The organism is Pseudomonas sp. HY2-MNA-CIBAN-0224 (assembly GCF_040310285.1).
Taxonomy (GTDB): Bacteria; Pseudomonadota; Gammaproteobacteria; order Pseudomonadales; family Pseudomonadaceae; genus Aquipseudomonas; species Aquipseudomonas helleri.
In genome coordinates this window covers 1-25,276 of record NZ_JBEOPQ010000071.1, presented here as the reverse complement: position 1 = coordinate 25,276, position 25,276 = coordinate 1, and the positions used below count along the sequence as shown (strand labels likewise).

Genomic DNA, 25,276 nt, shown 5'->3' with positions numbered 1-25,276 from the left:
ACCGCCGCCAAACGTGCAGGCAACACTCCGTAGGAGCGAGCTTGCTCGCGATCTTTTGATCTTTAAAAGCTCGCGAGCAAGCTCGCTCCTACACGGTTTTGATGCAGCGATGCGGGCCGCAGACCGCCGCCAAACGTGCAGCCAACACTCCGTAGGAGCGAGCTTGCCTCGCGATCTTTTGATCTTTAAAAGCTCGCGAGACAAGCTCGCTCCTACACGGTTTTGATGCAGCGATGCGGGCTGCAGACCGCCGCCAAACGTGCAGGCAACACTCCGTAGGAGCGAGCTTGCTCGCGATCTTTTGATCTTTAAAAGCTCGCGAGACAAGCTCGCTCCTACACGGTTTTGTTGTAGCGATGCGGGCCGCAGGACTACCGTCTACAGGCTTTGTGCGTGCTGGGCACTGGCCGCGCGATACGCCGCCGGGCCGACGCCGTAGACTTTTTTGAACTGGCGGCTCAAATGGCTTTGGTCGGCAAAACCCAGTTGTGTAGCGACTTGCAGCGGTAAGCAGCCTTGTTGCAACAATCCGCGGGCATGGGCGATGCGTTGTTGCATCAGCCAGGTGTGCGGCGGCATGCCCGTGGCGCGCTGGAACACGCGGGCAAAGTGGAACGGCGACAAGTTGACCGCCGCCGCCAGTTCTTCCAGCGAGGGCGGTTCTGCCAGACGCGATTGCAGCAGCTCTTTGGCCTGGCGCACCGCCCGGTGTTCCACCCCCGGCTTGCCCGGCATCGGCAGGCGGGCATGGCGATTGAGCAGGGCGAGCATCATTTGCCGCCAGAGCGTTTGCTGATGCAGCGCCGATTCCGGGCCTTCGAGCAAATGATGCAGTTGCTGCAACCCGTGAAACAGCTCCGGGTCGTGCAGCAGGGTGTCGTTGAAGGTGGGCAGGTGGGTGCCGGGCAAGTTCAGCTCTTCCAGCAGGCTTTGGATTTGCTCGTTGTCCGGGTAGAACGCACGGTAGCGCCAACCGGCATCGTGGCCTTTGTGGCCGTTATGCACTTCGTCCGGGTTGATCAACACCAGTGTGCCGGTGCCGGCCAGATGCTCTGCACCCCGATAGCGATAACGCTGGGCGCCGTCCATGATCATGCCGATCACAAAACCATCATGCACATGGGGCACAAAGCGGTGTTCGATGTAGCGCGCGGTGAGTAATTCGACGCCGGTCAGCGGCGCCGTTTGCCAAAAATGGATGGACTCACCTTGCTCCACCTTCATTACGCAGACTCAGGCTTGAGGCTGGCCAACCACTGTGGAATGCGCCGTTCCAGGTAGTACCTGGGCGTTCTCGGCGACCCTTCAACGAACCCCACATGGCCGCCCTTGGTGTGCAGCTCAAGTTCGGTGCAGGCGGACAGTTCGCTGGCTTCAGGGATGCTGTGTTTGAACACAAACGGATCGTCCTCGGACTGGATGATCAGCGTGGGTGTTTCAATGGCACCCAGGAAGTAGCGGCTGGAGGCGCGGCGGTAATAGTCGTCGACGCTCTGATAACCGTTGAGCGGCGCGGTGACCCGGTCGTCGAACTCCCAAAAGGTGCGCAGTTTGCTCAGCGATTTGAGGGTGCCCAGCTTTGCCAGTGCGGCCAGCGCTTCGTGCTTGGCGTCGTGTTGAAACTGGCGCTGTTTGATTTTGACGTAGGCCACCATTTCACGCATGAAGTGCGCCTGGTACACCTTGGAGAAGCCCATGCCGATGCGGTCGGCGCACTGGTCGAGGCGAAACGGCACCGAAACCGCGACGCCACCTTGCAGGCCGCTGGCGCTGCCCGATTCGCCCAGGTATTTAAGCAGCACGTTGCCGCCCAGTGAGTAACCCACGGCATAGATCGGCGCCAGCGGGTAGCGCGCCCGCAAATGCGCAACGGTTGCGGCCAGGTCTTCACTGGCACCGGAGTGGTAACTGCGTGCCAGCAGGTTGGGCTCCCCCGAACACCCGCGCCAGTTCAGGGCCACGCTGGCCCAGCCCTGTTTTGCCAGGGCGCTTTGCTGGCCTGCGATGTAGTGCGAGCCCGAGGAACCGGTCAGGCCATGCAGCACTAGCACCAGCGGTTCATGGGCTGACGGCGTGCCGTGCCAGTCGAGGTCGAGAAAGTCGCCATCTTCGAGCCACAGGCGCTCGCGTTGATGTTCAACAACAGGTTTGGTGCGCCACAGCGGCCCCCACAGCGTTTGCAAATGAGGGTTGCCGAGGCCAGAAGCTGGTGTGAACAGTTCCACGGGTAACGCAGGGGAAGCGAGGGCGCGCACTTAAGTTCTCAGTCGGTGACAGGTGTCGGAAAGTGCCTAAGTTGCCACAACGCGGCCCGCGGCCCAAGCAGTGTGTGCTGTGCGGTACTCATCCAATTGGTCGAATTGCAGAACGGCTGGCCGCTGGTTTCACTCATGATGAGCTCGGGCAGGGCTTGCTGGGCAACGCTGGGGCCGAGAGTGAGGGTGACCCAAGCGTTGGCGTTCATGTGCCGGTTCATGGCGGCTTTTATCTGGCCGGCGGTCATTTTCTGGATCTCGGTTATTTTGTGTGTGAAGTCCAGGGTGTGATCGAAACGGTTGATGTCCTCCAGTTCCTTGAGCAGGTTCCTGTTGGTCGCGATCAGTTGTGGCAGCGCCTGACGCAGGTATTTCTTGATGCTGTCCAGCTGCTCTTGCGTGGGCCCATCCTTGAGGAACTGCTCAAACAGCGTTTTGGCATGGGCCAAGGCCTGCTCACTGTAGTGGGGCGGCGTATTGAACTGGGTGATCCAAGTTGCTGTGCCTTTGGCATGTTCGATATCGGACTGCACCCCGTAAGTGACGCTGTGATTCTCGCGCAGTTGATTATTTAAAATGCCATTGAACATCGCATTGGCGACATGGAGGGCCAATGCATCCGGGTGCTGATTGGGCACAACATTGTGTGCCATGACCAGCAACGTCTGGCTCGTTGCGTCTTCAATGTGCAGCGTTTTGCCAGCGTTGGCCTGTGCGGTAAACGTCTGCGGGGCGGGCAGCGCCGGCCCTTGCGGCAGCGCGTCGGCCAAGGTTTGGCTGAGTAATGTGGCCCGCTCGGGTGTGAGGTCGCCGACGATCACTATCTGGGCGTTGGCTGCGGTATAGGCCCGCTGAAAAAAATTGCGAACCTGCGCGGCTTGTATGCGTTGAAGGCTGTCGTGGGTGCCGTTGGTTGAGCGCGATAAGGGCTGGCCGGGGTACAGCTCTTCGCGAATGCTGGTCAGCGCTCGCGCCTGCGCAAGCACTTGCTCAAGCTTGAGGTCTGACAGCAAGGATCGTCTTATTCGCGACAGGTTCTCCTCGCTGAATGCACGCTGTGTCAGGGTTTCAGTGAACAGGTTCATCACCGGGGCAAGCACTTCGGGTGCGCTCAGGCTTCGGAGGGTCAGGTAGCTTTGCTCGGCATTGATCCCGTGGGTTATTTGCGCGCCGTAACGGTTAAACCCCCGGGCGATCTCGTCGGCGGGCTTGCGCGCCGAATCGACACTGAACAGGGCCTGGGTCATGGCCGCCAGCCCCGGTGTTTCGCCATCGTGGTAGCTGCCTGCGGCAAAACTGATTTTCAGGTCGACCATGGGCAAGTGGTGGTTTTCTACAAACAGCACGCGGCTGCCCTGCTTGAGTGTCCACGACTGGATCCGGGGCGTGTGGGGTGTGCCTGTGGGCTCTTTGAGTTCGCGCAGCGATTGCAAGGCTAAGGTGGGGCCGGGAATATCTGCTGCCTGTACGTAACAGCCCGCCGCCAAAAAAATGCCCGACAGTGCGAACAGGCAGACGAGGGTGCCGCGTGCGATGCGTTGGGCATTATTCATGAGCTGACTCCTCAGGCAGCGCGTAGCTGGTGATTAACCGGTCTGCGACCAGAAAGGTCTGCGCTGTGCGTTGAATGTCTTGCGGGGTGATGGCGTTCAAGGCATCGAGCCGTGTCTTTTCGGTGCGCCAGGACAGCCCGGCCATTTCCAGCATGCCAATCTGCAGGGCGCGGTTTTCCGGCTCATCCTGGTCGAACACGCGCCGTGCCTTGATCTGCGTCCGCGCGCGTTCGAGGTCTTCAAGGCTTGGCGGGGCGGTTTTCAATGAGTCGATAATGGCCAGAATTCGCGTCTGGAGTGCCTTGAGGGTTTCAAGCGAAGCGGCTGTTTCGAGGTCGGGCAGCGCGCTGATGTTGAACAGTTCATCGCCGAGGCTGACCGCCTGGTAATGAACGGTGGTGGTGTCTGCCAGGCCTTCCTTGCGCACCAGTAACGACTCGAACAGCGAGCTGTTTGCGCCGCCCAGCATTTCGGAAATCAGCTCCAGTGCCGGTGCTGTTCGCGGGTCTGTTTGAGTGGCGAGGCTCGGCACATTGAAGGCCATGTACAGCACGGGTATTTGCTGGGGGATGTAGTGCGTGATGCTGCGCTCGCCGGGCATCGCCAGGTCGATGGGGGTTGAGCTGTAGGGCAGCGCCCGGCGGGCAATAGGGCCGAAATACCGTTCGGCCAGTTGTTTGACCTGCTGGGGGGTGATGTCACCGACGACTACCAGCACCGCGTTGTTGGGGGCATACCAGCGTTGATACCAGCGCTTTACCTCTTCGGTTTGCAGGCGGTCCAGGTCATGCCGCCAGCCAATGATCGGGTTGCCTGCGGCGCTGGCCGGCAGGGCCAGGCGCCGGGGGACTTCGATGGCGCGCTTGATGGGGTGGAGATCAGAGGCCTCGGTGCGCTCATTTTTGATGATTTCACGTTCGCCGCTCCAAACCGTCGCTGACAGGTGAGCCGTGCTCATTTGATCTGCCAGCATTTCAAAGCTGACACCCAGCGCGTGCGGGGGCACGGTATGGAAAAACAGCGTGGCGTCATTCAGGGTCATGGCATTTTGGCTGCCGCCCAGGTTTTGCAAAATATGGCCTGACTCGCCTGTGCAGAGCTTGCTGCTGCCATTGAACAGCATGTGCTCCACGGCATGGGACACGCCGGTTTGGCCCGGCTCTTCCTGATTTGACCCGATGCGATACCACAAGTGGGTCAGCACCAGGCTGGCGTTGTGGTCTTCGTAAACAATGACTTTGAGCCCGTTATCGAGTGTGAACTCATGAATGGGCGGTGGGCTGCTGGCCGATGCCAGCAGGGGCTGGAGCATGACGCCGAGCAGCAGCCCGGCGATGAGTCTGTTCATGGTGGGTGTCCTGACGAGGGTTCGTCAGGACAGGTTGCGGTAAACCCGGGCGGCAGGTGCGTTACATAACTACGCAATACGCTCAGGGTTGCAAGGGGCGTTGCTCGACCGTTGGGCCCAGGCTTGCGACCTTCCATTTATCGGCCCTGGAGTAACGATTGATGGCGTCTTTGATGTCTTGTCGCGACAGCTTTTGGGCTTGGATGACCAGGGCGTCGAAATTTCGGGGCAGATCGTGGGCCCCCATAAGCAGCAACTGTTGAACCATTTGCGCATTGCTGGCGCTGGTCAGTGGCAGGTTACCCGCCAGCCGTCGTTTGACGGCGGCCAGTTCCTCTTCAGTGGGGCCTTCGCGCAGCCACTCGGTAAACAACTCTTTGACCAGCGCCAGGGTGGCCTCCTGCTGATCGGGGGCGGTTTGCAGGCTGATGGTCCAGGGGCCGCCCGCTTGCCAGAGCGGCATAAAGGCCGAAGCGGTGTAGGTCAGCCCACGCTTGTGGCGTAGCTCATTGATCAGGCGACTGCTGCTGGAACCACCGAATATCAAGCTGGCCACTTGCAACGCCACGTAATCCGGATGGTTCGCCGGTACGCCCGGTTGCGCCAGCATGATCAAAGTCTGGTTATAGGGGGCTTCGAGGTGGGTATGACCGGGAGGCAGTGTGAGGTCCATGGACACCGCAAGAGGCGCGAGCGCCGGGCCTTGGGGCAGGGCCTGGCTGAGCGCGATGCTGAGGTCTGTTGCGTCATCATTTGAAATGTCCCCCACGATGACCAGCAGCGCGTTGGCAGCGGTGTAGGCTTTTTGATGAAAACCCCGGACTTTCCCGGCGTCTATCAAGGCCAGGCTCTGGGCGTTGCCTTCGACGGGCCGGGCGTAAGGGTGATTGCCATACACCTGCGCATGCAGGGCTTGTTGCAGGCGTGCTGTCGGTTTTTGTTGCACCAGCCCGATGGCGTTGAGCGCCGACGCTTTGGCGCGCTCGACGGCGTCCGGGGTAAAAGCGGGCTGTGCGATCAGTCGCGTGAACAGGTCAATCGCCGCCTTGCGCGTCTCGCCGTCACTCAGTGTACGCAGGGTTAACCGCGCTTCGTCTTTGTCTACCGAGGCCGTCAGTTGTGCCCCCAGTTGATCAAACGTCTCGGTGATGGCCTTGGCATCCATGCCGTCGACGCCCTGGTTCAAGAGCTTCAAGGTCAGGTTTGCCAGCCCAGGCCAGGCGTCGTCACGGCTGCTGCCCGCCGAGAAACGCACGCTGATATCGACGATGGGTAGCGTGTGGGTCTCAATAAAAAGCACGCGTGTGCCTTCGTGGGTCGCATAAACGCGAATGCTCAGCGGGCGAGCAGCGATGTGACTGTCATCCAGGGTTTGCAAGGTCTGCAAGGTTGTCGTTGGGCCTTCTGTTGCCTGTGCCGGAGCGCTCAGGCACAGGCATAGCAACAGGGCGGCAATAAACGCCAGTGGCACTAGAGGGGGACGTGTCGACTTACTCATGTTTTTTCTCCGACTTTGGCATGTAGGCAGCGCTGAAGCGGTTTTCAGTGAGGTAGGTAGAGGCCAGTTGCTGAATGTCGGCAGGTGTCAGTTGTTGCAGGGCCTGTTCTTGTGCATCGAGGGTCGACCAGGGCAGTCCGATGCTTTCCAACTCGCCTATTTCGCTGGCTTGCTTCTCGATCTGATCGTGGGCGTACAGGCGTTTGGTGATGATCCTGCGCTTGGCGCGTTCCAGCGTTTGCGCACTGACCGGGGCGGCATTGAGCGCTGTGAGCTGCGCCCAGATCAAGGCTTGCACCGCTTGCGGGGTGTCAGCGCGTGACGGACTGATTTCGGCCCAGATCCTGAGCAGGCCATCGCCCCGGTTCAGCAGGTCGTAATGCGAGTACGTCCCGGCCAGCACGCCTTGTTGATGCATCAGGCTGGCTTTGATGAGCGAGCTGTCGCTGCTGGCCAGCAGTTCGTTGAGCAGCAACAGGCCAAAGGCGGTTTGCGGGTCTTGTGCGGTGTACAAACTGGGCACATTGAAGGCCATCACCAGCTTTGCATTGGGGCTGGGCAAGCGAAGGTGCATCCCGCGTCGGCCCAGATGGGTCAGTTCAATGGGGCGCTTGACCGTGGGCAAGGGGCGCGCATCGATTGCGCCGAACTGTTGCGTCACCAGTGCTTTGGCCTGATCCAGCGTCACATCGCCGACGATGACCAGCACGGCATTGTTGGGCGCATACCAGTCTTGATACCACTGCATGAGCAGCGGGTTGTTCAGCCGGTTGATGTCATGTATCCAGCCCAGCACAGGGTTCTTGTAGGTACTCGCCACATGGCCAATGGTTTTGACCCGCTCGTTGAGCAAGTTCCACAGGTTGCTGTCGACCGCGGCGTGACGCTCTTTCTGGATGATCAGCCGTTCGATGTTTAACTGGGCGTCACTCCAGCGTGCGCTGACCATTTGGTCTGCAAGGATTTCGAGTGACACCGCAAGGCGATTGGCGGCTTGCAGCTGTGTGTAAAACGTTGCATCGGGCCGCGTGGTGGCGTTGGCGCTGACGCCCAGCGATTCAAGCACTTTCAACGCTTCGCCCTGGGGCAGTTTGCTGCTGCCTTTGAAGACCATGTGTTCCAGAGCGTGAGACAAGCCGGTTTGCCCTTCCTGCTCATAACTGGCGCCGACTTTGTACCAAAGCTGCGAGGCCACCACGGGAGCGCGGTGGTCCTCGCGAACAATGACCTTAAGGCCGTTGTCGAGGCTAAATGCATGGGTAACCGGTGCCGCGTGGGCACAGGCGGTCGCTGGCAACCACAAGGTGATTAGCCAGCGAAACAAAAGAGGGGGTTTCATCCGCAAGGATCCTTGAGTGTTCTGTGAATAAAGTCAGAACAGGTTGGATCAAGGCGGGTACTGCAAGGCGGTATATAGGTAGCGCGCCTGGGTTAATCAGGCTTCGCGCGGCAGGCTGTGTGCGACGCTCAGGCGCTCGGGGCTGAAGTACGTGTTGGCCACGCGCTGGATGTCATCTGCCGTGACGTTGTGGATTTGCTCGGCCTCACTGTCGATCAGCGTCCATGGCAGGTCGATGGCGGCCAGGTTGCCCAGGATCGAGGCTTGTATTTCGAGGGTGTCTTGTTCTTCCAGGCTTTCAAGGGCCTGCTGTTGACCGTACTTCAAGGTCTCGGCATCCAGTGCATGGGTTTTGAGTGATTCCAGCAGTTGTTTGATTTGCAGCTCTACCTGTTGCACCGACAGCGAGGTGTCTGCGCCCAGGGTGGCGGCCAGCAGGAAGAGGTCATCGTTGCGGCGATAGGCCGGAAGTCGGCTGATCACGCTGTCCAGCGTGTGCTTGTCTTCAGACAAACGCAGTGGCAGCCATGCCTGCGGGCCTTTGGTCAGCAGGGCGCTGATGACTTGCAGGGCGCGGATATCGCCGATGGCGCCCGGGGTTGCGAGGCTTGGCGTGTTAAAGGCCATTTGCAGCCGTGGCAGTGGCGTATCAAGACGCTGAACCAGCCTGCGTTCCTCGCCTGTAAACGAATGTGCGGGCTGCTCTGCCGTGGCAAAACCTTCGAAAGGTGTGAGATCGGCAAACAGGTGCTGGATCAGCGGCTGGACGTCATCGAGCGCTATATCGCCTGCAATGACCAGAATCGAGTTGTTCGGCGCGTAGCCTTCTTCATGCCAACTCAGCACGTCGGCCACCGTGATGCGTGCAAGGTCGTCGACATTACCGAATTTGTACACGGTGCGTGCCTGGGGAAAAATCAGCTCCTCGAATGACGGGGTAATCCAGTAATCGGAACTGAAGTACGGTTCGCCTTCTTCGAGCTTCTGGGTGTGCTTGATGCCTTTATCTAGGCGCTCTTGGGAGAGTGTTTGAGGCTCCATTCGGGCGGCAAGCAATTGCAGCACGGTGGCAAGCTCGGCACTGGGTGCTTCGAGGCTGTAGGCACTGAGGTGGTAATCGATCCAGCCATTGGCAGTGGCGCCGATTTTTCGCTCAAGGTCTTTGTCCTTGAAGGTCGCGCCACCGGCCAGGTACGCCAGCCCGCGCTGGTTTGCGTGTTCATGGTCGGTGCCCGCCTTGTGGAACAGCGAGGCGCAGATGCCTGGCGTACGGTGGTCCTGGCGCAGGATCACCTGCAGGCCGTTATCCAGTGTGTAGGCGTGAGTGGGTTTTTCAGCAGTAATGGTCATGTTTCACATTCCGTTGTTTTTGAACACGCCAGCCGATGTGCGGAGGCACACGGGGCGAATGATCAGTGAGAACGGACAGAATGCGATGGCGCAGGGCGCGGGGTGCGGTACATAGATAGAGCAAGGGTGTGTGCAATCGTTGCCGTAATGCGCGGCAACGATTGCACAGATCAGCGGTTGTTATTGCGCTGCGGGTGCCTGAACCGCATCGCGCTGCCACAGGGCGTAGTTCACGCCCCCGGCTTTTTGCTCGCGGTGCAGGCGCCAGTTGCCGGGCAAGCCCAACTCGGACGGGCGCAGCTCGCTTTCGGTGTAGATCCAGGCGTCATCTGTCAGCCAGCCGCGCTGCTCCAGCAGGTCGCAGGCAGGCTTGAGCAGTTCTTTGTTGAACGGCGGGTCGAGGAACACCACGTCAAAGGTGTCACTCGGGGTCGCGTCCAGGTAACGCAGGGCGTCGGTTTGCTGCACCTGGCCGGTGGTGCAGCGCAAGATGCCCATGTTTTCGCGGATGTTGGAGATGGCCTCACGGTTGCTGTCCAGAGCCAGGCCCTTGGCCGCACCGCGTGACAGGGCCTCCAGAAACAGTGCGCCGCTGCCGGCGAACACGTCCAGTACCCTGGCGCCCTGAATGTACGGCGCGAGCCAGTTGAACAGCGTTTCACGAACACGGTCTGGCGTTGGGCGCAGACCTTCTACATGGGGGAAGTCGAGTTTGCGACTGCGCCATTCCCCGGCAATGATGCGTAATTGACCTGCACCTGAGTGCGATGTGTTTTTTGGCTTTGCCATTAATGCTCCGGAACCCCAAGAGGTTGCTCTGAAGGTTTGTCGGTAGGAGGTGGCAGTGGTTTTTGCGGCACGGTTGGGCCGGCGGTCACTACGACCATTTTGTCGGCGCTCAAGTGCTTGCTCATGGCGTTCTTGACTTGCTCGGTGGTCAGATTCTGGGACTGCTCGCGGAGTTTTTCCAGGTAGTCCAACGGCAGGTCATAGAAGCCTATCGCGCCCAGTTGGCCGACGATGGCGGCGTTGCTGGCGGTCGACAGCGGGAAGCTGCCGGCAAACTCACGCTTGGCATCGTCGAGTTCTTTTTGTGTCGGGCCGTTTTTCAGGTAATCAGCCAAGATGTCTTCAACCAGTTTGAGCGTGCCCTCGCTCAATTCGGCACGGGTTTGCAGATTGATCTGGAACGGGCCGCGGGCCTCCATCGGGCTGAAGTTGGAGTACACGCCGTAGGTCAGGCCGCGTTTTTCACGTACTTCGGTCATCAGGCGCGTCCCGAAGCCACCACCACCCAGAACCTTGTTGCCCAGCAGCAGCGCAGGGTAGTCAGGGTCATCGCGGCCAACGCCCAGTTGGGCCAGCAGCAAGTGAGTCTGCTTGGACGGGAACTCGATGTGGTTGACGCCTGCTTTGGGCTCAACCGGCTCTGCGATCTTGGCCACGGCCGGGCCTTTTGGCAGGGCTGCTGACACTTGCGACGCCATGGCCTCGGCCTCGGCACGGGACAGGTCGCCCACAATCGCAATCACCGCGTTACCTGCGGTGTAGGTCTTGTTGTGGAAGGCCTTGATCTGATCGAGGGTAATGGCCGAGATGCTTTGCGCAGAGCCATCTGTCGGGTGGGCGTACGGGTGGTTGCCGTACAGGCGGCTGAACAGCTCATTGCTGGCCAGTTTGCCGGGGTTTTGCTTCTGGACTTCAAAACCGGCCAGCAGCTGGTTTTTGATTCGCGCCAGCGAGTCGGCCGGGAACGTGGGTTTACCCACCACTTCAGCAAACAGATTGAGCGCCGGGGTGCGTTTGTCTTTATCGCTCAAGCTGCGCAACGAGGTGATGGCCATGTCGCGGTAGGCGCCATTGCCAAACGCTGCGCCGAGGCCTTCAAAGCCTTGAGCAATGGCGCTGACGTCTTTGCCGGCCACACCTTCGTTAAGCATGGCGTTGGTCAGCACGGCGATGCCTGGCGTGTTGCCATCCTGGCTGCTGCCCGCCGCGAAGGTCAGGCTCAGGTCGAACATCGGCAGTTCCCGGGCTTCGACGAACAGCACTTTGGAGCCTTCGGCGGTTTGCCAGGTCTGGATGTCCAGCTTGCGGTTGGTCGGCGCCTTGCCGTCGAGTTCTGCCAGAGACTCAAGCTTGCGCTCGGTTTTGGCTGAATCCAGGGTTGGGCCGGCAACCGATTCGCTCGGGCTGATGAAGGAGTAGCCGAGTGCACCCACCAGAACCGCCGTGGTCAGGGCGAGCAGGGCGAAGCGTGGACCTTTACGCTCACTCATGGGTTTTCTCCTCGGGCAGTACGTGCGCAACGCTCAGACGGTCGCGAGTGAAGTAGGTGCGTGCGGCCTGCTGAATATCGGCCGGGGTGACTTTTTGCAGGTCAGCCAGTTCGCTGTCCATCAGCTTCCACGACAGACCGACGGTTTCCAGTTGGCCAATCGAGGTGGCCTGGTAGGTAATGGAGTCGCGCTCGTACACCAGGTTGGCAATGACTTGAGCGCGCACACGCTCCAGTTCTTCGGCTGACGGCGGGGTCTTTTTCAGGTCGTCCAGCAGGCGCCATACACCGGCTTCCGTCTGGGCCAGGGTGACTTTTTTCTGGCTGTTGGGCATGGCTGTAATCAGGAACAGGCTGTCGCCACGGGTGAAGGCGTTGTAGTTGGACGAGGCGCCCGACACCAACTCCTCTTTGCGCTCAAGCTGCGAGGACATGCGCGCGCTGTAGCCGCCGTCCAGCAGCGCCGCGATCAGGCGCAGCGCGTTGGCGCTGAGCGGGTCTTTGGCGGTTGCGATACTCGGCACGTTGAAAGCCATCATCAGGCTCGGCAGTTGGGTCTGCACGTTGATCTTGAGCAGGCGCTCGCCGGGCGTGGCCAGTTCAAGCGGCACTTTGGCAATCGGGATGTCACGTTTTGGCACCGGGCCAAAGTAGCGCTGGGCCAGGGTTTTGACTTCATCCGGGGTTACGTCGCCGACCACCACCAGGGTGGCGTTGTTGGGGGCGTACCACTCTTCGTACCAGGCGCGCAGTTCGGCAACGTTCATGCGCTCCAGATCAACCATCCAGCCGATGGTAGGCGTGTGGTAGCCGCTGGACGGGTAGGCCATGGCGCTAAAAATTTCGTACGCCTTGCTCATCGGCTGGTCGTCGGTGCGCAGGCGACGTTCTTCTTTAATCACCTCGATTTCGCGCTTGAACTCTTCGGGCGGCAGGCGAAGGCTGGCCATGCGGTCGGCTTCGAGCTCAAAGGCAACGCCCAGGCGGTCGCGGGCCAACACCTGGTAATACGCGGTGTAGTCATCGCTGGTGAAGGCGTTTTCCTGGGCGCCGAGGTCGCGCAGGATCAACGAGGCTTCACCGGGGCCGACTTTATTGCTGCCTTTGAACATCATGTGCTCAAGGGCGTGGGACAGGCCTGTCTTGCCGGGCGTCTCGTAACTGGAACCGACTTTGTACCAGACCTGCGAGACCACCACGGGTGCGCGGTGGTCTTCGCGCACGATGACCTTAAGGCCATTGTCCAGACGGAACTCATGGGTGGGTTGCGCATCGGCGGCAAAGGCCGATAGCGGGAGCAAAACGGTGCTGAGCAACAGGCCAGCAGCGCAGCGGGCGAGATGATTCATTCGTTTTTAAACCTGTTGGGCTGCCCGCTTGGCCTTAGCGTCTGCGGGGGAGGAGGTGCTAGGATACTGATCCGTTTTACTGGCGGCCACGCCTATCAAGCCCGCCACGATCAGACAACCTGTGATCGGGCAGTATAGGAGCCGACTTGGAAGTGTGGAGGTATCCCGGTAAATTTCCTTTTTTTGCCGTATTTCCCGTTCCATGTCCGAGATAAGACGAAGTTATAGAGGTGTTTCTTTACACCTTGAATAAGCTGTGTGCGAACGAGCTGACAAAAAAACAGTCTTTTTCACACCGAATATTATTTGCCGGGGCGCCACAGTGGCGCGTCGCTACGATGAGATAGCCGTCCTCCATGTTTGGTTCCAACGACGACAAGAAGAACCCAGCTGCGGCTGGCGAGAAGAAAGGCCTGTTCGGATGGCTGCGCAGAAAACCGCAGGAAACCGTCGTTGAACAGCCAGCGCCTGCGCCTGAAGTCACCCCCGAGCCGTTGATCGAAGCCACACCGGTGGTGGTCGAGCCCGTGCCAGAAGTGGTCGCTGCCCCTGTGGTTGAAGCGGCCAAACCTGAGCCATGGCCGCCGTTGCCGGTGCCCGAGGAGCCGGTTGCCCTGGTCGAAGACGTGGAAGCGCCGCACATCGTGCCGCCGATTCCAGAGCCAGAGCCTGTGGTTGCGGTGGTTGAAGTCGTTGAGCCGGTGCTTGAGGTGGTTGAGACCCTGCCTGAGCCTGAGCCGGTTGCTCCAGCTCCAGCTCCAGCTCCAGCGCCTGTTGCCGTGGTGGTTGCACCTGCGCCCGTGGTCGAGCCGCCCGCGCCGACGCCTGCTCCTGTGGCAGAAACCAAAGTCGGTTTCTTTGCCCGCCTCAAACAAGGTTTGTCCAAAACCAGCGCCAGCATTGGCGAAGGCATGGCCAGCCTGTTCCTCGGCAAAAAAGTCATTGATGACGACCTGCTGGACGAAATCGAAACCCGTTTGCTGACGGCCGACGTGGGCGTTGAAGCGACCTCGGTGATCATCAAGAACCTGACGCAGAAGGTCGCACGCAAGCAGCTGACCGACGCCGACGCGCTGTACAAGTCGTTGCAGGACGAGCTGGCCGCCATGCTCAAGCCGGTTGAACAGCCGCTGAAAATCGAAGCCCGCAACAAGCCGTTTGTGATTCTGGTGGTCGGCGTCAACGGTGCGGGTAAAACCACCACCATCGGCAAGCTGGCGAAAAAACTGCAACTGGAAGGCAAAAAAGTCATGCTGGCGGCCGGTGATACCTTCCGTGCCGCAGCGGTCGAGCAGTTGCAGGTCTGGGGCGAGCGTAACCACATCCCGGTGATCGCCCAGCACACGGGCGCCGACTCGGCCTCGGTGATCTTTGACGCGGTGCAAGCTGCCAAGGCGCGGGGCATCGACGTGTTGATCGCCGACACCGCCGGTCGTCTGCACACCAAAGACAACCTGATGGAAGAACTGAAAAAAGTCCGCCGGGTGATCGGCAAGCTCGACGAAGAAGCCCCGCACGAAGTGCTGCTGGTGCTCGACGCTGGCACCGGGCAGAACGCTATCAACCAGGCCAAGCAGTTTAACCAGACCGTGGCTTTGACCGGCCTGGCGCTGACCAAGCTCGACGGCACGGCCAAAGGCGGGGTGATCTTCGCCCTGGCCAAGCAGTTCAACATCCCGATCCGCTTTATCGGCGTCGGTGAAGGCATCGATGATTTGCGTACCTTTGAGTCCGAACCTTTTGTTCAGGCTCTGTTTGCGGAGCGGGAGCGTCCATGATTCGTTTCGAGCAGGTCGGTAAACGCTATCCAAATGGACACGTGGGCCTGCACGAGCTGAGCTTCCGGGTCCGGCGCGGCGAGTTTCTGTTTGTCACCGGCCACTCCGGCGCGGGCAAAAGCACGCTGTTGCGGCTGTTGCTGGCGATGGAACGCCCTACCAGCGGCAAATTGCTGCTGGCGGGCCAGGACCTGAGCCAGATCAGCAACGCGCAGATTCCTTTTTTGCGTCGCCAGATCGGCGTGGTCTTCCAGAACCACCAACTGTTGTTTGATCGCACGGTGTTCAACAACGTCGCGCTGCCGTTGCAGATTCTGGGCTTGTCCAAGCCGGAAATTGCCAAGCGCGTCGACTCCGCGCTGGACCGCGTGTCGCTGTCGGACAAAGCCGAGCTGTACCCTGGCGACTTGTCCACCGGCCAACAACAACGCGTCGGCATTGCCCGAGCCATCGTCCATCGTCCAGCCTTGCTGCTGGCAGATGAACCTACCGGCAACCTCGACCCGCGTTTGGCGGCGGAAATTATGGGCGTATTTGAAGACATCAACCGTTTGGGTACCAGCGTACTGATTGCCAGCCACGACCTGGCACTGATCGCGCGTATGCGCCACCGCATGCTGACCTTGCAGCGTGGCCGATTGATTGGCGACGGGGAGGCCGGACAATGAGTGCCACTCGCAGCCCCAAGGTGTCCGAACGCGTGGCACCCAAGGCGGCCGATCCACAGCCGCCGAAAAAGAAAAAACACGACGAAGACGATGGCCCCAGTTTTGGGATGTTGTTCCACGCCTGGGTAGAGTCGCACCGCGCCAGTCTGCTCGACAGCTTGCGCCGCTTGGGCAAGCAGCCGATTGGCAGCTTTTTTACCTGCTTGGTGATGGCCGTCGCCCTGAGCTTGCCGATGGGCTTGTCGCTGTTGCTGAGCAACGTCGAGCGCCTGGGCGGTTCATGGCAGCGCGCTGCGCAAATTTCGCTGTACCTGCAAATGGACGCCAGCAACTCGCAGGGCGAACAATTAAGCAATCAGATAAAAGGTATGCCGGGGGTCGCGGACGCTGAATTCATCAGCCGCGAAAAGGCCCTGGATGAGTTCCAGCAGCAGTCTGGCTTGGGCGAAGCGCTCAAAGAGCTGCCGGACAACCCGTTGCCGGGCGTGGTGCTGGTGACCCCCAATGAGGTCGATAAAGCCACCCTTGAGGCCTTGCGCGAACGACTTTCCGAGTTGCCGAAAGTGCAACAGGCGCAACTTGATCTAGTCTGGGTCGAACGCTTGGCGGCGATCCTCAAGCTGGGTGACCGTTTTGTGTTTGGTTTGACCGTTTTGCTGGTCTCGGCGTTGCTGCTGGTGATCGGTAACACCATTCGTCTGCACATCGAGAACCGTCGGATCGAAATTGAAGTGATCAAGCTGGTCGGTGGTACAGACAGCTACGTGCGTAGGCCGTTTCTGTACATGGGCGCGCTTTACGGGTTTGGCGCCGGGATTCTTTCCTGGGGGGTGTTGGCATTCGGTTTGAACTGGCTCAACGACGCGGTTGTCGGGCTGGCGGGATTGTATGGCAGCGATTTTGCGCTAGCCGGAGTGCCGGTAGCCGATGGTCTGTCGCTATTGCTTGGCGCGGTGCTGTTAGGGTATATCGGTGCATGGATTGCAGTCGCACGTCACTTACGTGAGCTTTCGCCTAAGTAATTGCTTTATACATGTTGACCTTTTCAGCTTTTTTCGGAACTTTTTTCACAGTTTCCGGTCAACTTTCGCAGTGCTGAACTGCACGAGTTATGTGAGACGGAGGTTTATTCGTATGACCACTTCTTTGCAACCTGCGTATGCGTTGGTCCCCGGTGCGAACCTGGAGGCCTATGTCAACACGGTGAACAGCATTCCACTGCTGACACCTGAGCAGGAGCGTGAACTGGCCGAGAGTCTCTACTATGAGCAGGATTTGGGGGCGGCTCGGCAGATGGTGCTCGCCCACCTGCGTTTTGTTGTACACATTGCCCGTAGTTACTCGGGTTATGGCCTGGCTCAGGCAGACCTGATCCAGGAAGGTAACGTCGGCCTGATGAAGGCGGTCAAACGCTTCAACCCCGAAATGGGTGTGCGTCTGGTGTCGTTCGCCGTGCACTGGATCAAGGCAGAGATCCACGAGTTCATTCTGCGTAACTGGCGGATCGTGAAAGTCGCGACCACCAAGGCCCAGCGCAAACTGTTCTTCAACCTGCGCAGCCAGAAAAAACGTCTGGCCTGGCTGAACAACGAAGAAGTCCATCGTGTGGCTGAAAGCCTGGGCGTAGAGCCTCGCGAAGTGCGCGAAATGGAAAGCCGCCTGACCGGTCAGGACATGGCCTTTGATCCGGCAGCAGAAGCTGACGACGACAGTGCATTCCAGTCGCCAGCCAACTACCTGGAAGACCACCGGTACGACCCGGCGCGTCAACTGGAAGATGCTGACTGGACCGACAACTCCAACACCAACCTGCACGAAGCGCTGGAAGTGTTGGACGACCGTAGCCGTGACATTCTGTATCAGCGCTGGTTGGCTGAAGAGAAAGCCACGCTGCACGACCTAGCGCAAAAGTACAACGTGTCTGCAGAGCGCATTCGTCAGCTGGAAAAAAGCGCGATGAACAAGCTCAAACTCTCGATCGCCGCTTAACGCGACTGTCAAAAAAACGCCCCGATCTGATCGGGGCGTTTTTGTTTGTGGGCAAATACCCTGTAGGAGCGAGCTTGCCTCGCGATCTTTTGATCTTGATCTAAGACGCCTCTCACCACGCCTCTCCCGAAGGAGAGGGAACCGATTGGGGGATGCTAGAGATAGTCGGTAGCCTGTTTGCTAAGCGACAGCGCGGCGTCGAAGACGGTGCGGCAGTTCCAGTTGCTTTACTCCGCCCAGGGCTTGTCGCTGCGGGAGGTGTTCAGGGTGGTGAGGTAATTGTCGCCGCCCAATTGGCGCATTTGCTGGCGAATCCAGGCAGCGCGGCTGGCCACGTAGGGCGTCGGGTGGCTGGCGCTCCAGTTACGCGGGTTGGGCAATACGGCAGCCAGCTGGCTGGCCTGCTGGCGCGAGAGGTTTTTGGCGTCGACGCCAAAGTGATGCTGCGCCGCGGCCTGTGCGCCAAACACCCCTTCATCCCATTCGGCGCTATTGAGGTACACCTCAAGGATCCGCTGCTTGGGCCATAACAGCTCAATCAACCCGGTAAACCAGGCTTCGAGCCCTTTGCGCAGCCAACTGCGGCCCGACCACAAAAACAGGTTTTTCGACACCTGCTGGCTCAGCGTGCTGGCGCCGCGCACGGTGCCGCCCTTTTCGTTATGCACGAACGCCGCCCTGATCGCGCCGAAGTCAAAGCCCCAGTGCTCGGCGAATTTCTGATCTTCGCCCGCAATCACCGCCACTTTCAGCTCGTTGGAGATGTCATCCCAGGGCCGCCAGCTGCGTTGCAGGTCAATGGGCTGGCCGTCGAACCACGATTCAACCTTGCGCTCGACCATCAGCGCGGTGCCCGGCGGCGGCACCCAGCGGAAAATCAGCACCAGCAACGCACTGCCCGCTGCAAACCACAGCAGGGCTTTAAGGACGCGATGTAGAAGATTACGCAGCATAGATGGCTTGGCCGAACCCGTTGAGCGGGCCATTATACAGACCCTGCGCTATTCGATGACCCTGAAGGGAGTGAACCATGTTGCGTGTTTTCCTGATGTTGGCCGCATTCTTTGGCTTTACCGGCGTTGCCCTCGGCGCATTCGCGGCCCATGGCCTGAAAGGCCGCCTGAGTGAGCAATACCTGGCTATTTTTCATACCGGTGTGACCTATCAACTGGTCCACGCCCTGGCCTTGATTGGCGTCGCGCTGCTGGCAACGCAACTGCAAAGCCGCCTGGTGACGTGGGCCGGTATCTGTTTTGCGCTGGGCATTGTGCTGTTCTCCGGCAGTTTGTACGTGCTGACAATGACCGGTATCAGCAAGCTGGGGATGATCACCCCCATCGGTGGCCTCGGCTTTTTGGCGGGCTGGTTATGCCTGGGTCTGGCCGCCTGGCGCGTTAGTTAAGTCTGTAGGACGAATGGCTTGGGTCGCCCTGACTGATCGGGCTAGAATGCTGACCCCTAAAAATGATGGCAGCGTCGCGCATGCACATTCAGTTGAACGGTGAATCCTTTGAACTGCCGGACGGCGAGACCGTCGCTGGCTTGTTGGCCCTCCAGGAACTGACAGGCCGCCGTGTCGCCGTCGAGCTTAACCTGGACATCGTGCCGCGCAGCCAGCATGGCGAAACGGTGCTCAAAGAAGGCGATCAGGTCGAAGTGGTTCATGCCATCGGTGGCGGCTAGTCAGCAGGCCCCGCTTCACCCCTGTCCACAGTGCACACAATCAGAAGAGGATTCCCGATGAGCAATGTTCGCAGCGACAAGCCTTTCGTGTTGGCCGGCCGTACGTACCAGTCGCGTTTGCTGGTAGGCACCGGCAAATACCGTGACCTGGAAGAAACCCGTCTGGCCATCGAAGCCTCGGGCGCAGAAATCGTCACCGTCGCTGTGCGTCGTACCAACATCGGGCAAAACCCCGGCGAGCCGAACCTGCTCGACGTGTTGCCGCCAGATCGCTACACCATCCTGCCGAACACCGCCGGGTGCTACGACGCGGTTGAAGCCGTGCGTACCTGCCGACTGGCCCGTGAGCTGCTCGACGGCCACAACCTGGTCAAACTTGAAGTGCTGGCAGACCAGAAAACCCTGTTCCCGAACGTGATCGAGACCCTCAAGGCCGCCGAAGTGCTGGTCAAGGACGGTTTTGACGTGATGGTGTACACCAGCGATGACCCGATCATCGCCCGCGAGCTTGAAGCCATGGGCTGTATCGCGGTCATGCCGCTGGCGGGCCTGATCGGCACGGGGTTGGGCATCTGCAACCCGTACAACCTGCGGATCATTCTGGAAGAAGCGAAAATCCCGGTGCTGGTGGACGCGGGCGTAGGCACTGCCTCCGACGCCACCATCGCCATGGAAATGGGCTGCGAAGCTGTGCTGATGAACTCAGCCATCGCCAACGCCCAGCATCCAATCATCATGGCCGAAGCCATGAAGCACGCCATTGTGGCGGGCCGTCTGGCGTATCTGGCCGGGCGCATGCCGAAAAAACTCTATGCCAGCGCCTCCTCGCCGCTGGATGGTCTGATCAAGTAAGAGCCACTGATGACTGAATCACTCGACACCCCAACCCTGGAAGAAGGCGACGACCGCCAGCACCGCCGCATCAAGAGCTTTGTGATGCGTGCCGGGCGCATGACCGAAGGCCAGCAACGCGGCCTGGATCAAGGCGCGCCGCTGTACGTACTGCCGCTGGCCGATGCGCCGGTCGATTACGACCAGGTGTTTGGTCGCTCGGCCCCGCGCACCCTAGAAATCGGCTTCGGCATGGGTCACTCCCTGCTGGAAATGGCGGCGGCTTCGCCTGAGCAAGACTTCATCGGCGTCGAGGTTCACCGTCCGGGTGTGGGCGCGCTGCTCAACGGCGTGCTCACCCAAGGCCTGACCAACCTGCGGGTATACGACTGCGACGCGATCGAAGTCCTGACCCGCTGCGTGGCTGACAACAGCCTCGACCGCCTGCTGCTGTTCTTCCCGGACCCATGGCACAAGAGCCGTCACCACAAGCGCCGCATCGTCCAGGCATCGTTTGCCGAACTGGTGCGTTCCAAGCTGAAAGTGGGTGGCGTGCTGCACATGGCGACCGACTGGGAACCGTATGCCGAGTACATGCTGGAAGTCATGAACGTCGCGCCGGGGTACCGCAACCTGGCCGAAGACGGCCTGTGCGTCCCACGCCCGGCCGAGCGCCCGGTGACCAAATTCGAACGCCGTGGCGAACGTCTTGGCCATGGCGTGTGGGATTTGAAGTTCGAGAAGTTGGCGTAAAAAACGCAATCCTCTGTAGGAGCGAGCTTGTCTCGCGATCTTTTAAAAGATCAAAAGATCGCGAGGCAAGCTCGCTCCTACAGGGGGGGGCGGGGTTATCCGCGGCGATCTGCGACTACGCCGATCAACACCAGTACCACCAACAACACCGGCGCCAGGCTGTAGTTGTTGAATTGGCTCAGACCGCGCTCAACCCATGGGGTGGCGTAGATCAGGGCGGCGCCGCTGCCGATCAGGCACAGCAGGGCCATCAAGGGAACGCGCAAAGCACCGGCGATGCTGCCCAGACGCTGTTCGACCCACCCTTTAAAGTCCGCACCAAACAGCACCAGCAGGCAGCCAATAAGGGCCAGGGATATCTCGGAGAGATGGCTGCGGCTCCAGCGTGACACGGTGGCAAGCAGGTCAAGTACCAAGTCCATTCGCGTTCCTTAGATCAGAAAGTGCTGTAACAAGTCGTTGAGAAACAACTGCCCTCGGGCGGTCGCCGCCAAGCGTGTCGGTTCGACCTGCAATAAGCCGCTTTGTTCTGCCGCCTGCCGTCCCTCGTTCAAACTCTCAAGAGGTAAACCGGTGCGCTGCGGGTAGAGCGATGAGTCGACGCCGTCGGTCAGACGCAAGGCGTTCATTAGAAACTCAAACGGTAGCTCTTCCGCTGTCAGGGTTTTCTCACCGGCTTGAAAGTTTTTGGCTGGATTGAGGTAGTCCTTTGGAAGACGGGTCTTCCAGGTGCGGACAATTCGGCCATCAGGATGGCTCAATTTCCCATGAGCGCCAGCGCCAATACCGATAAAGTCGCCAAAGCTCCAGTAGTTCAGGTTGTGCCGCGCCGGGCGACCTGGCTGGGCGTAGGCCGACACTTCGTATTGGGCGTAGCCGTGTTCGGCGAGCAACGCCTGGCCCGCTTCCTGGATGTCCCACAAGGTGTCGTCTTCGGGCAAATCAGGCGGCTTGTTCCAGAACACCGTGTTGGGTTCCAGCGTCAGTTGATACCACGACAGATGTGTCGGTTTGAGGGCAATGGCCTGGCGCAAGTCGCTCAGGGCGTCTTCCAGGCTCTGATCGGGCAAACCGTGCATCAAGTCGAGGTTGAAGTTATCAAAGCCCGCCTGACGCGCCATCCCGGCGGCGCGCACGGCTTCGTCACCGTTGTGGATACGGCCCAGCGCCTGGAGTTTTTCTTGCTGAAAACTCTGGATGCCAATCGACAGGCGATTGATCCCCAGTTGGCGGTAGGCCACAAACTTTTCTTGCTCAAACGTGCCGGGGTTGGCTTCGAGGGTTATTTCGATGTCGCTGGCAAACGGGATGCGCGCTTCGACCCCCTTGAGCAAGCGGCCCAGCGCCTGGGCGCTGAACAGGCTCGGCGTGCCGCCGCCAAAAAAGATCGAGCTCAGCTCGCGGCCATAGACCGCGTGCAGGTCTTGATCGAGGTCGGCCAGCAGCGCGTCGACGTATTCTTCTTCGGGCAGCACCGGGCTTGCAGTGTGCGAGTTGAAGTCGCAGTACGGGCATTTGCGCACGCACCACGGAATATGGATGTACAGCGACAGGGGTGGCAGTTGCGTCAGCGGCGCGCGCGGCGCCTGCTGAGTAAAGCCAGCCGCACCCAGATAGAGCGGCTGTGAAGGGGTGTCATGGGTCATTTCAGGCCCAAACGCTGACGCAGCAAGTCCATGGCACGGGCGCGGTGGCTCAACTGGTTTTTCTCGGCCGGGCTGAGTTCAGCGCTGGAGCAGTTGCGCTCCGGCACCCAAAACAGCGGGTCGTAACCAAAGCCGTGCTCGCCGCTGGCTGCGGGCAGGATGCGGCCGTGCCACAAGCCTTCGCAGATAATCGGCAACGGGTCGTCCGCGTGGCGTACCAGCGCCAGCACGCACACAAATTGCGCGCCGCGCTCGGCTTCTGGCACGTCTTTTAAGGCGTCGAGCAGCTTGGCGTTGTTCGCCGCATCGCCTTTGCCGTCGGCATAACGGGCCGAGTAGATGCCCGGTGCGCCACCGAGAAAGTCCACCGCCAGCCCCGAGTCGTCTGCCAGTGCCGGCAAGCCCGAGATACGTGCCGCGTTGCGCGCTTTAAGAATCGCGTTTTCAACGAACGACAAGCCGGTTTCATCCGGCTCGACGCTGCTGAATTCTCCAATCGAGCGCAACTGCACCGACTCGCCGAGCATGGCCTGAAGTTCTTTGAGTTTGCCGGCGTTGTGGCTAGCCAAAACCAGTTGCGTAAGGTTAATCATTGGAGCGGAGCGACCTCTTGGGAAAATTCGATGTCTTTGGTTTCGCCGTTGACCTTAAGCTCAATGGCGAACACATAGACTTTAGCGGGCTGGACCGGGAACTGGGCGAAGTAATCAATCGCTCCCTGGTCATTGATCACCTGTTTGAAGGTGAGCGGTTTAGCTTTTTTATCGCCGGTTTCGCGGTAAGTGCCCTTGATCGTGCTGGCTATTTTTTGATCATCTTTGGACAAATTGAAGTTCAGCGCACCCAGTTGGTCACTGCGTTGCAGGCCGTACCTGGCGGTGATCTCAGGGCTCAGGAAGTTGGTCATGAAGGCGTTGTAGTTGACCACGGTGCCGCCCACTTGGGTGGCCCCCGCAGCCATCGCCTGAACGGCGAAGCACATCGACAGCAGCAGTAATCCAATCCGACCCATAGCCCTTCTCCTTGTGAACCCTGATTTAAACCGCGATTTGGTGATCCTGCAGGCCAGGACTGCTGACACGGTAAATGCCAATCTCACCCAACAGGTTAGGCCATAACTTACTCGCCCATCCGTGCCGGTGTTGTTGATCTACAGCAAGGCGGTTGATCACACGGGCTTCGCGCTCACGGCACAGCTCTTCAAAGTCTTCGAAGGTGCAGAAGTGAATGTTCGGCGTGTTGTACCAGGTGTACGGCAGAAACTCGGACACGGGCATGCGGCCTTTGCTGGCCAGATACCAGCGGCAACGCCAGTGACCGAAGTTCGGGAAGGTAATGATGCACTGGCGCCCGACGCGCAGCATCTCGTCGAGGATCCGGTCAGGGTAGTGCACCGCTTGCAGCGCCTGGGTCATGACCACGATGTCAAAGCTGTTGCTGGCAAAGTTGCCCAGCCCTTTGTCCAGGTCTTGCTCGATCACGTTGATGCCTTTGGCCACGCACTCGGCAATGTTGTCCGGGTCGTTTTCCAGGCCGTAGCCGGTGACTTGCTTGTTGTCGCGCAGCCAGCTCAGCAGTTCGCCATCACCACAACCGAGGTCGAGTACGCGGCTGCCAGCGGGGATCCAGTCTTGGATGATTTCCAGGTCGGCTCTCATGGCGTTCTCACAGGTCTATTCGGTTCATGTAGTTGCTGAAGGCTTGCAGGTAGCGCGGGATCGGAATCAGGAAGGCGTCATGGCCTTGCGGTGCATCGATCTCGAGGTAGCAAACGTCTTTTTTCGCCGCCATCAGCGCATCCACCAGCTCACGCGAGCGCGCCGGCGAGAAGCGCCAGTCGGTGGTGAATGACATCACGCAAAAGCGTGCCTTGGCCCCGGCAAAGGTTTTGGCCAGGTCGTCGTTGTAGTTGGCGGCCGGGTCGAAGTAGTCCAGCGCCTTGGTCATCAACAGGTAGGTATTGGCGTCGAAACGCCCGGAAAACTCCTCACCCTGATAGCGCAGGTAGCTTTCTACCTGGAACTCGACGCTGTGGAAGTCGTAGTTGAGGTTTTCGTTCTTCAGGCCACGGCCGAATTTCTCGCCCATGGAGTCATCGGACAGGTAAGTGATGTGCCCGACCATGCGCGCCAGCATCAGGCCACGCTTGGGGATCACGCCTTGTTCCTGGAACGAACCGCCGTGGAACTCAGGGTCGGTGAGGATGGCCTGACGCGCCACTTCGTTGAACGCGATGTTCTGCGCGGACAATTTAGGCGCCGAAGCAATGGCCAGGCAATGGCGCAGGCGATCCGGGTAGCTGATGCTCCACTGCAACGCCTGCATGCCGCCCAGGCTGCCACCGATTACGGCGGCCCACTGGTTGATGCCCAAACGGTCGGCCAGACGGGCCTGGCTGTGCACCCAGTCTTCCACTGTCAGCACCGGGAAATCAGCGCCAAACGGGCGGCCGGTTTCAGGGTTGAGGCTGCTTGGGCCGGTTGAGCCATTGCAGCCGCCAAGATTGTTGAGGCTGACCACGAAGAACTTGTTGGTGTCGATCGGCTTGCCGGGGCCGATGCAGCTGTCCCACCAGCCGGGCTTGCGCTCGTCGGCACTGTGGTAACCGGCCGCATGGTGATGCCCGGAAAGCGCGTGGCAGATCAGCACGGCATTGCTGGCCGTGGCATTGAGCTGGCCATAGGTTTCGTAAATCAGATCATAGGCAGGCAGTGAACGGCCACAGGCTAACGCCAGCGGTTCGCTGAAGTGCGCGATTTGCGGCACGACCAGACCAACGGAATCGGGGGGAAAGGCAGCTGGCATTGACCCTGCTCTCATTCAAATGAGGCGTAAGTCTAATGAGCGGGGGGCAGAGCGGCAAGCAATGCTCAAACCTCTGTAGGAGCGAGCTTGTCTCGCGATCTTTTGATGTTTCAAAAATTTGCAAGCCGGGAGGCCTACTCCACGACGCTGAAT

At 59.8% G+C, this 25,276-nt stretch carries 25 protein-coding genes; 8 read left to right on the top strand and 17 right to left on the bottom strand.

What is annotated here, in order from left to right; genetic code table 11:
• Nucleotides 1-378 precede the first annotated feature (378 nt).
• The 10 genes from AAEZ03_RS22745 to AAEZ03_RS22700 all read right to left on the bottom strand — a co-directional run bounded on the left by AAEZ03_RS22745 (nucleotide 379) and on the right by AAEZ03_RS22700 (nucleotide 12,970).
• A complete protein-coding gene (locus AAEZ03_RS22745) occupies nucleotides 379-1,224 on the bottom strand; it encodes an AraC family transcriptional regulator (RefSeq protein WP_153391134.1) in 846 nt (281 codons plus the stop codon).
• Entirely contained in the window at nucleotides 1,224-2,255 is a 1,032-nt protein-coding gene (locus AAEZ03_RS22740; protein ID WP_350581771.1) for a hydrolase, read from the bottom strand. Before AAEZ03_RS22740 ends, AAEZ03_RS22745 begins: the two co-directional genes overlap by 1 nt.
• Before the next feature lie 8 nt (nucleotides 2,256-2,263).
• Nucleotides 2,264-3,808 carry a M16 family metallopeptidase gene (locus tag AAEZ03_RS22735; protein ID WP_350581768.1) on the bottom strand — a complete coding sequence of 515 codons (1,545 nt, stop codon included), beginning with the start codon at nucleotides 3,806-3,808 and terminating at the stop codon, nucleotides 2,264-2,266.
• Nucleotides 3,801-5,156, bottom strand: a complete 1,356-nt coding sequence (locus AAEZ03_RS22730) for a M16 family metallopeptidase (protein ID WP_350581765.1) — start codon at nucleotides 5,154-5,156, stop codon at nucleotides 3,801-3,803. Before AAEZ03_RS22730 ends, AAEZ03_RS22735 begins: the two co-directional genes overlap by 8 nt.
• 82 nt (nucleotides 5,157-5,238) lie before the next feature.
• The gene (locus AAEZ03_RS22725) at nucleotides 5,239-6,654 is read right to left on the bottom strand and encodes a M16 family metallopeptidase (RefSeq protein ID WP_350581762.1); all 1,416 of its coding nucleotides are present in this window, start codon (nucleotides 6,652-6,654) and stop codon (nucleotides 5,239-5,241) included.
• Nucleotides 6,647-7,993, bottom strand: coding sequence for a M16 family metallopeptidase (locus tag AAEZ03_RS22720; RefSeq protein WP_350581760.1), 1,347 nt, complete (start codon nucleotides 7,991-7,993; stop codon nucleotides 6,647-6,649). The genes AAEZ03_RS22725 and AAEZ03_RS22720 overlap by 8 nt, the downstream gene beginning before the upstream one ends.
• A 96-nt stretch (nucleotides 7,994-8,089) precedes the next feature.
• Entirely contained in the window at nucleotides 8,090-9,343 is a 1,254-nt protein-coding gene (locus tag AAEZ03_RS22715; RefSeq protein ID WP_350581757.1) for a M16 family metallopeptidase, read from the bottom strand.
• Between the two features lie 180 nt (nucleotides 9,344-9,523).
• Entirely contained in the window at nucleotides 9,524-10,132 is a 609-nt protein-coding gene (gene rsmD, locus AAEZ03_RS22710; protein WP_048385106.1) for a 16S rRNA (guanine(966)-N(2))-methyltransferase RsmD, read from the bottom strand.
• Nucleotides 10,132-11,622 carry a M16 family metallopeptidase gene (locus tag AAEZ03_RS22705; protein ID WP_282364307.1) on the bottom strand — a complete coding sequence of 497 codons (1,491 nt, stop codon included), beginning with the start codon at nucleotides 11,620-11,622 and terminating at the stop codon, nucleotides 10,132-10,134. Before AAEZ03_RS22705 ends, rsmD begins: the two co-directional genes overlap by 1 nt.
• Nucleotides 11,615-12,970 carry a M16 family metallopeptidase gene (locus AAEZ03_RS22700; RefSeq protein WP_350581753.1) on the bottom strand — a complete coding sequence of 452 codons (1,356 nt, stop codon included), beginning with the start codon at nucleotides 12,968-12,970 and terminating at the stop codon, nucleotides 11,615-11,617. The genes AAEZ03_RS22705 and AAEZ03_RS22700 overlap by 8 nt, the downstream gene beginning before the upstream one ends.
• Before the next feature lie 356 nt (nucleotides 12,971-13,326).
• On the opposite strand from AAEZ03_RS22700, the gene ftsY reads away from it, so the two are divergent.
• From ftsY to rpoH, 4 genes are all read left to right on the top strand, one after another.
• Nucleotides 13,327-14,748: a signal recognition particle-docking protein FtsY gene (gene ftsY, locus AAEZ03_RS22695; RefSeq protein WP_350581750.1), complete on the top strand. Its 1,422-nt coding sequence runs from the start codon at nucleotides 13,327-13,329 to the stop codon at nucleotides 14,746-14,748.
• Entirely contained in the window at nucleotides 14,745-15,416 is a 672-nt protein-coding gene (ftsE, locus tag AAEZ03_RS22690; protein WP_048370989.1) for a cell division ATP-binding protein FtsE, read from the top strand. Before ftsY ends, ftsE begins: the two co-directional genes overlap by 4 nt.
• Complete coding sequence (gene ftsX, locus AAEZ03_RS22685; protein WP_282364310.1) at nucleotides 15,413-16,438, top strand: permease-like cell division protein FtsX; 1,026 nt, start codon at nucleotides 15,413-15,415, stop codon at nucleotides 16,436-16,438. Before ftsE ends, ftsX begins: the two co-directional genes overlap by 4 nt.
• Before the next feature lie 112 nt (nucleotides 16,439-16,550).
• Nucleotides 16,551-17,405: an RNA polymerase sigma factor RpoH gene (gene rpoH, locus AAEZ03_RS22680; protein WP_048370987.1), complete on the top strand. Its 855-nt coding sequence runs from the start codon at nucleotides 16,551-16,553 to the stop codon at nucleotides 17,403-17,405.
• Between the two features lie 227 nt (nucleotides 17,406-17,632).
• On the opposite strand, the gene mtgA is transcribed toward rpoH, so the two are convergent.
• A complete protein-coding gene (gene mtgA / locus AAEZ03_RS22675) occupies nucleotides 17,633-18,391 on the bottom strand; it encodes a monofunctional biosynthetic peptidoglycan transglycosylase (protein ID WP_502947942.1) in 759 nt (252 codons plus the stop codon).
• Nucleotides 18,392-18,435: 44 nt separating this feature from the next.
• Here mtgA and AAEZ03_RS22670 point away from each other — a divergent pair, with 44 nt between their 5' ends.
• The 4 genes from AAEZ03_RS22670 (at nucleotide 18,436) to trmB (ending at nucleotide 20,672) form a co-directional block, all read left to right on the top strand.
• The gene (locus AAEZ03_RS22670; RefSeq protein ID WP_048370985.1) at nucleotides 18,436-18,807 is read left to right on the top strand and encodes a DUF423 domain-containing protein; all 372 of its coding nucleotides are present in this window, start codon (nucleotides 18,436-18,438) and stop codon (nucleotides 18,805-18,807) included.
• Nucleotides 18,808-18,887: 80 nt separating this feature from the next.
• Nucleotides 18,888-19,088 (top strand): sulfur carrier protein ThiS, encoded by a 201-nt coding sequence (thiS, locus tag AAEZ03_RS22665; protein ID WP_048371198.1) that lies wholly within the window; start codon nucleotides 18,888-18,890, stop codon nucleotides 19,086-19,088.
• 57 nt (nucleotides 19,089-19,145) lie between these two features.
• A complete protein-coding gene (locus tag AAEZ03_RS22660) occupies nucleotides 19,146-19,940 on the top strand; it encodes a thiazole synthase (protein ID WP_048370981.1) in 795 nt (264 codons plus the stop codon).
• Nucleotides 19,941-19,949: 9 nt separating this feature from the next.
• Nucleotides 19,950-20,672: a tRNA (guanosine(46)-N7)-methyltransferase TrmB gene (gene trmB / locus AAEZ03_RS22655; protein WP_262204946.1), complete on the top strand. Its 723-nt coding sequence runs from the start codon at nucleotides 19,950-19,952 to the stop codon at nucleotides 20,670-20,672.
• A gap of 95 nt (nucleotides 20,673-20,767) precedes the next feature.
• Here trmB and AAEZ03_RS22650 read toward each other — a convergent pair whose 3' ends face one another.
• The 6 genes from AAEZ03_RS22650 to metX are packed head-to-tail and all read right to left on the bottom strand — an operon-like array spanning nucleotide 20,768 to nucleotide 25,123.
• Nucleotides 20,768-21,094, bottom strand: coding sequence for a DUF3392 domain-containing protein (locus tag AAEZ03_RS22650; RefSeq protein WP_019409176.1), 327 nt, complete (start codon nucleotides 21,092-21,094; stop codon nucleotides 20,768-20,770).
• 9 nt (nucleotides 21,095-21,103) lie between these two features.
• Complete coding sequence (hemW, locus tag AAEZ03_RS22645) at nucleotides 21,104-22,318, bottom strand: radical SAM family heme chaperone HemW (protein WP_048370976.1); 1,215 nt, start codon at nucleotides 22,316-22,318, stop codon at nucleotides 21,104-21,106.
• Nucleotides 22,315-22,911: an RdgB/HAM1 family non-canonical purine NTP pyrophosphatase gene (gene rdgB / locus AAEZ03_RS22640; protein WP_278940706.1), complete on the bottom strand. Its 597-nt coding sequence runs from the start codon at nucleotides 22,909-22,911 to the stop codon at nucleotides 22,315-22,317. The genes hemW and rdgB overlap by 4 nt, the downstream gene beginning before the upstream one ends.
• Nucleotides 22,908-23,330, bottom strand: a complete 423-nt coding sequence (locus AAEZ03_RS22635) for a DUF4426 domain-containing protein (RefSeq protein ID WP_048370974.1) — start codon at nucleotides 23,328-23,330, stop codon at nucleotides 22,908-22,910. Before AAEZ03_RS22635 ends, rdgB begins: the two co-directional genes overlap by 4 nt.
• 25 nt (nucleotides 23,331-23,355) lie before the next feature.
• Entirely contained in the window at nucleotides 23,356-23,976 is a 621-nt protein-coding gene (gene metW, locus AAEZ03_RS22630) for a methionine biosynthesis protein MetW (RefSeq protein WP_048370967.1), read from the bottom strand.
• 7 nt (nucleotides 23,977-23,983) lie between these two features.
• Nucleotides 23,984-25,123 carry a homoserine O-succinyltransferase MetX gene (gene metX, locus AAEZ03_RS22625; protein ID WP_048385090.1) on the bottom strand — a complete coding sequence of 380 codons (1,140 nt, stop codon included), beginning with the start codon at nucleotides 25,121-25,123 and terminating at the stop codon, nucleotides 23,984-23,986.
• Nucleotides 25,124-25,276 lie beyond the last annotated feature (153 nt).

Bases quoted from the DNA above. Each gene is read 5' to 3' on its own strand.
- AAEZ03_RS22745 (WP_153391134.1), bottom strand. From the start codon at position 1,224: ATGAAGGTGGAGCAAGGTGAGTCCATCCATTTTTGGCAAACGGCGCCG.
- AAEZ03_RS22735 (WP_350581768.1), bottom strand. From the start codon at position 3,808: ATGAATAATGCCCAACGCATCGCACGCGGCACCCTCGTCTGCCTGTTC.
- AAEZ03_RS22730 (WP_350581765.1), bottom strand. From the start codon at position 5,156: ATGAACAGACTCATCGCCGGGCTGCTGCTCGGCGTCATGCTCCAGCCC.
- AAEZ03_RS22725 (WP_350581762.1), bottom strand. From the start codon at position 6,654: ATGAGTAAGTCGACACGTCCCCCTCTAGTGCCACTGGCGTTTATTGCC.
- AAEZ03_RS22720 (WP_350581760.1), bottom strand. From the start codon at position 7,993: ATGAAACCCCCTCTTTTGTTTCGCTGGCTAATCACCTTGTGGTTGCCA.
- AAEZ03_RS22715 (WP_350581757.1), bottom strand. From the start codon at position 9,343: ATGACCATTACTGCTGAAAAACCCACTCACGCCTACACACTGGATAAC.
- rsmD (WP_048385106.1), bottom strand. From the start codon at position 10,132: ATGGCAAAGCCAAAAAACACATCGCACTCAGGTGCAGGTCAATTACGC.
- AAEZ03_RS22705 (WP_282364307.1), bottom strand. From the start codon at position 11,622: ATGAGTGAGCGTAAAGGTCCACGCTTCGCCCTGCTCGCCCTGACCACG.
- AAEZ03_RS22700 (WP_350581753.1), bottom strand. From the start codon at position 12,970: ATGAATCATCTCGCCCGCTGCGCTGCTGGCCTGTTGCTCAGCACCGTT.
- ftsY (WP_350581750.1), top strand. From the start codon at position 13,327: ATGTTTGGTTCCAACGACGACAAGAAGAACCCAGCTGCGGCTGGCGAG.
- ftsE (WP_048370989.1), top strand. From the start codon at position 14,745: ATGATTCGTTTCGAGCAGGTCGGTAAACGCTATCCAAATGGACACGTG.
- ftsX (WP_282364310.1), top strand. From the start codon at position 15,413: ATGAGTGCCACTCGCAGCCCCAAGGTGTCCGAACGCGTGGCACCCAAG.
- rpoH (WP_048370987.1), top strand. From the start codon at position 16,551: ATGACCACTTCTTTGCAACCTGCGTATGCGTTGGTCCCCGGTGCGAAC.
- mtgA (WP_502947942.1), bottom strand. From the start codon at position 18,391: ATGGCCCGCTCAACGGGTTCGGCCAAGCCATCTATGCTGCGTAATCTT.
- AAEZ03_RS22670 (WP_048370985.1), top strand. From the start codon at position 18,436: ATGTTGCGTGTTTTCCTGATGTTGGCCGCATTCTTTGGCTTTACCGGC.
- thiS (WP_048371198.1), top strand. From the start codon at position 18,888: ATGCACATTCAGTTGAACGGTGAATCCTTTGAACTGCCGGACGGCGAG.
- AAEZ03_RS22660 (WP_048370981.1), top strand. From the start codon at position 19,146: ATGAGCAATGTTCGCAGCGACAAGCCTTTCGTGTTGGCCGGCCGTACG.
- trmB (WP_262204946.1), top strand. From the start codon at position 19,950: ATGACTGAATCACTCGACACCCCAACCCTGGAAGAAGGCGACGACCGC.
- AAEZ03_RS22650 (WP_019409176.1), bottom strand. From the start codon at position 21,094: ATGGACTTGGTACTTGACCTGCTTGCCACCGTGTCACGCTGGAGCCGC.
- hemW (WP_048370976.1), bottom strand. From the start codon at position 22,318: ATGACCCATGACACCCCTTCACAGCCGCTCTATCTGGGTGCGGCTGGC.
- rdgB (WP_278940706.1), bottom strand. From the start codon at position 22,911: ATGATTAACCTTACGCAACTGGTTTTGGCTAGCCACAACGCCGGCAAA.
- AAEZ03_RS22635 (WP_048370974.1), bottom strand. From the start codon at position 23,330: ATGGGTCGGATTGGATTACTGCTGCTGTCGATGTGCTTCGCCGTTCAG.
- metW (WP_048370967.1), bottom strand. From the start codon at position 23,976: ATGAGAGCCGACCTGGAAATCATCCAAGACTGGATCCCCGCTGGCAGC.
- metX (WP_048385090.1), bottom strand. From the start codon at position 25,123: ATGCCAGCTGCCTTTCCCCCCGATTCCGTTGGTCTGGTCGTGCCGCAA.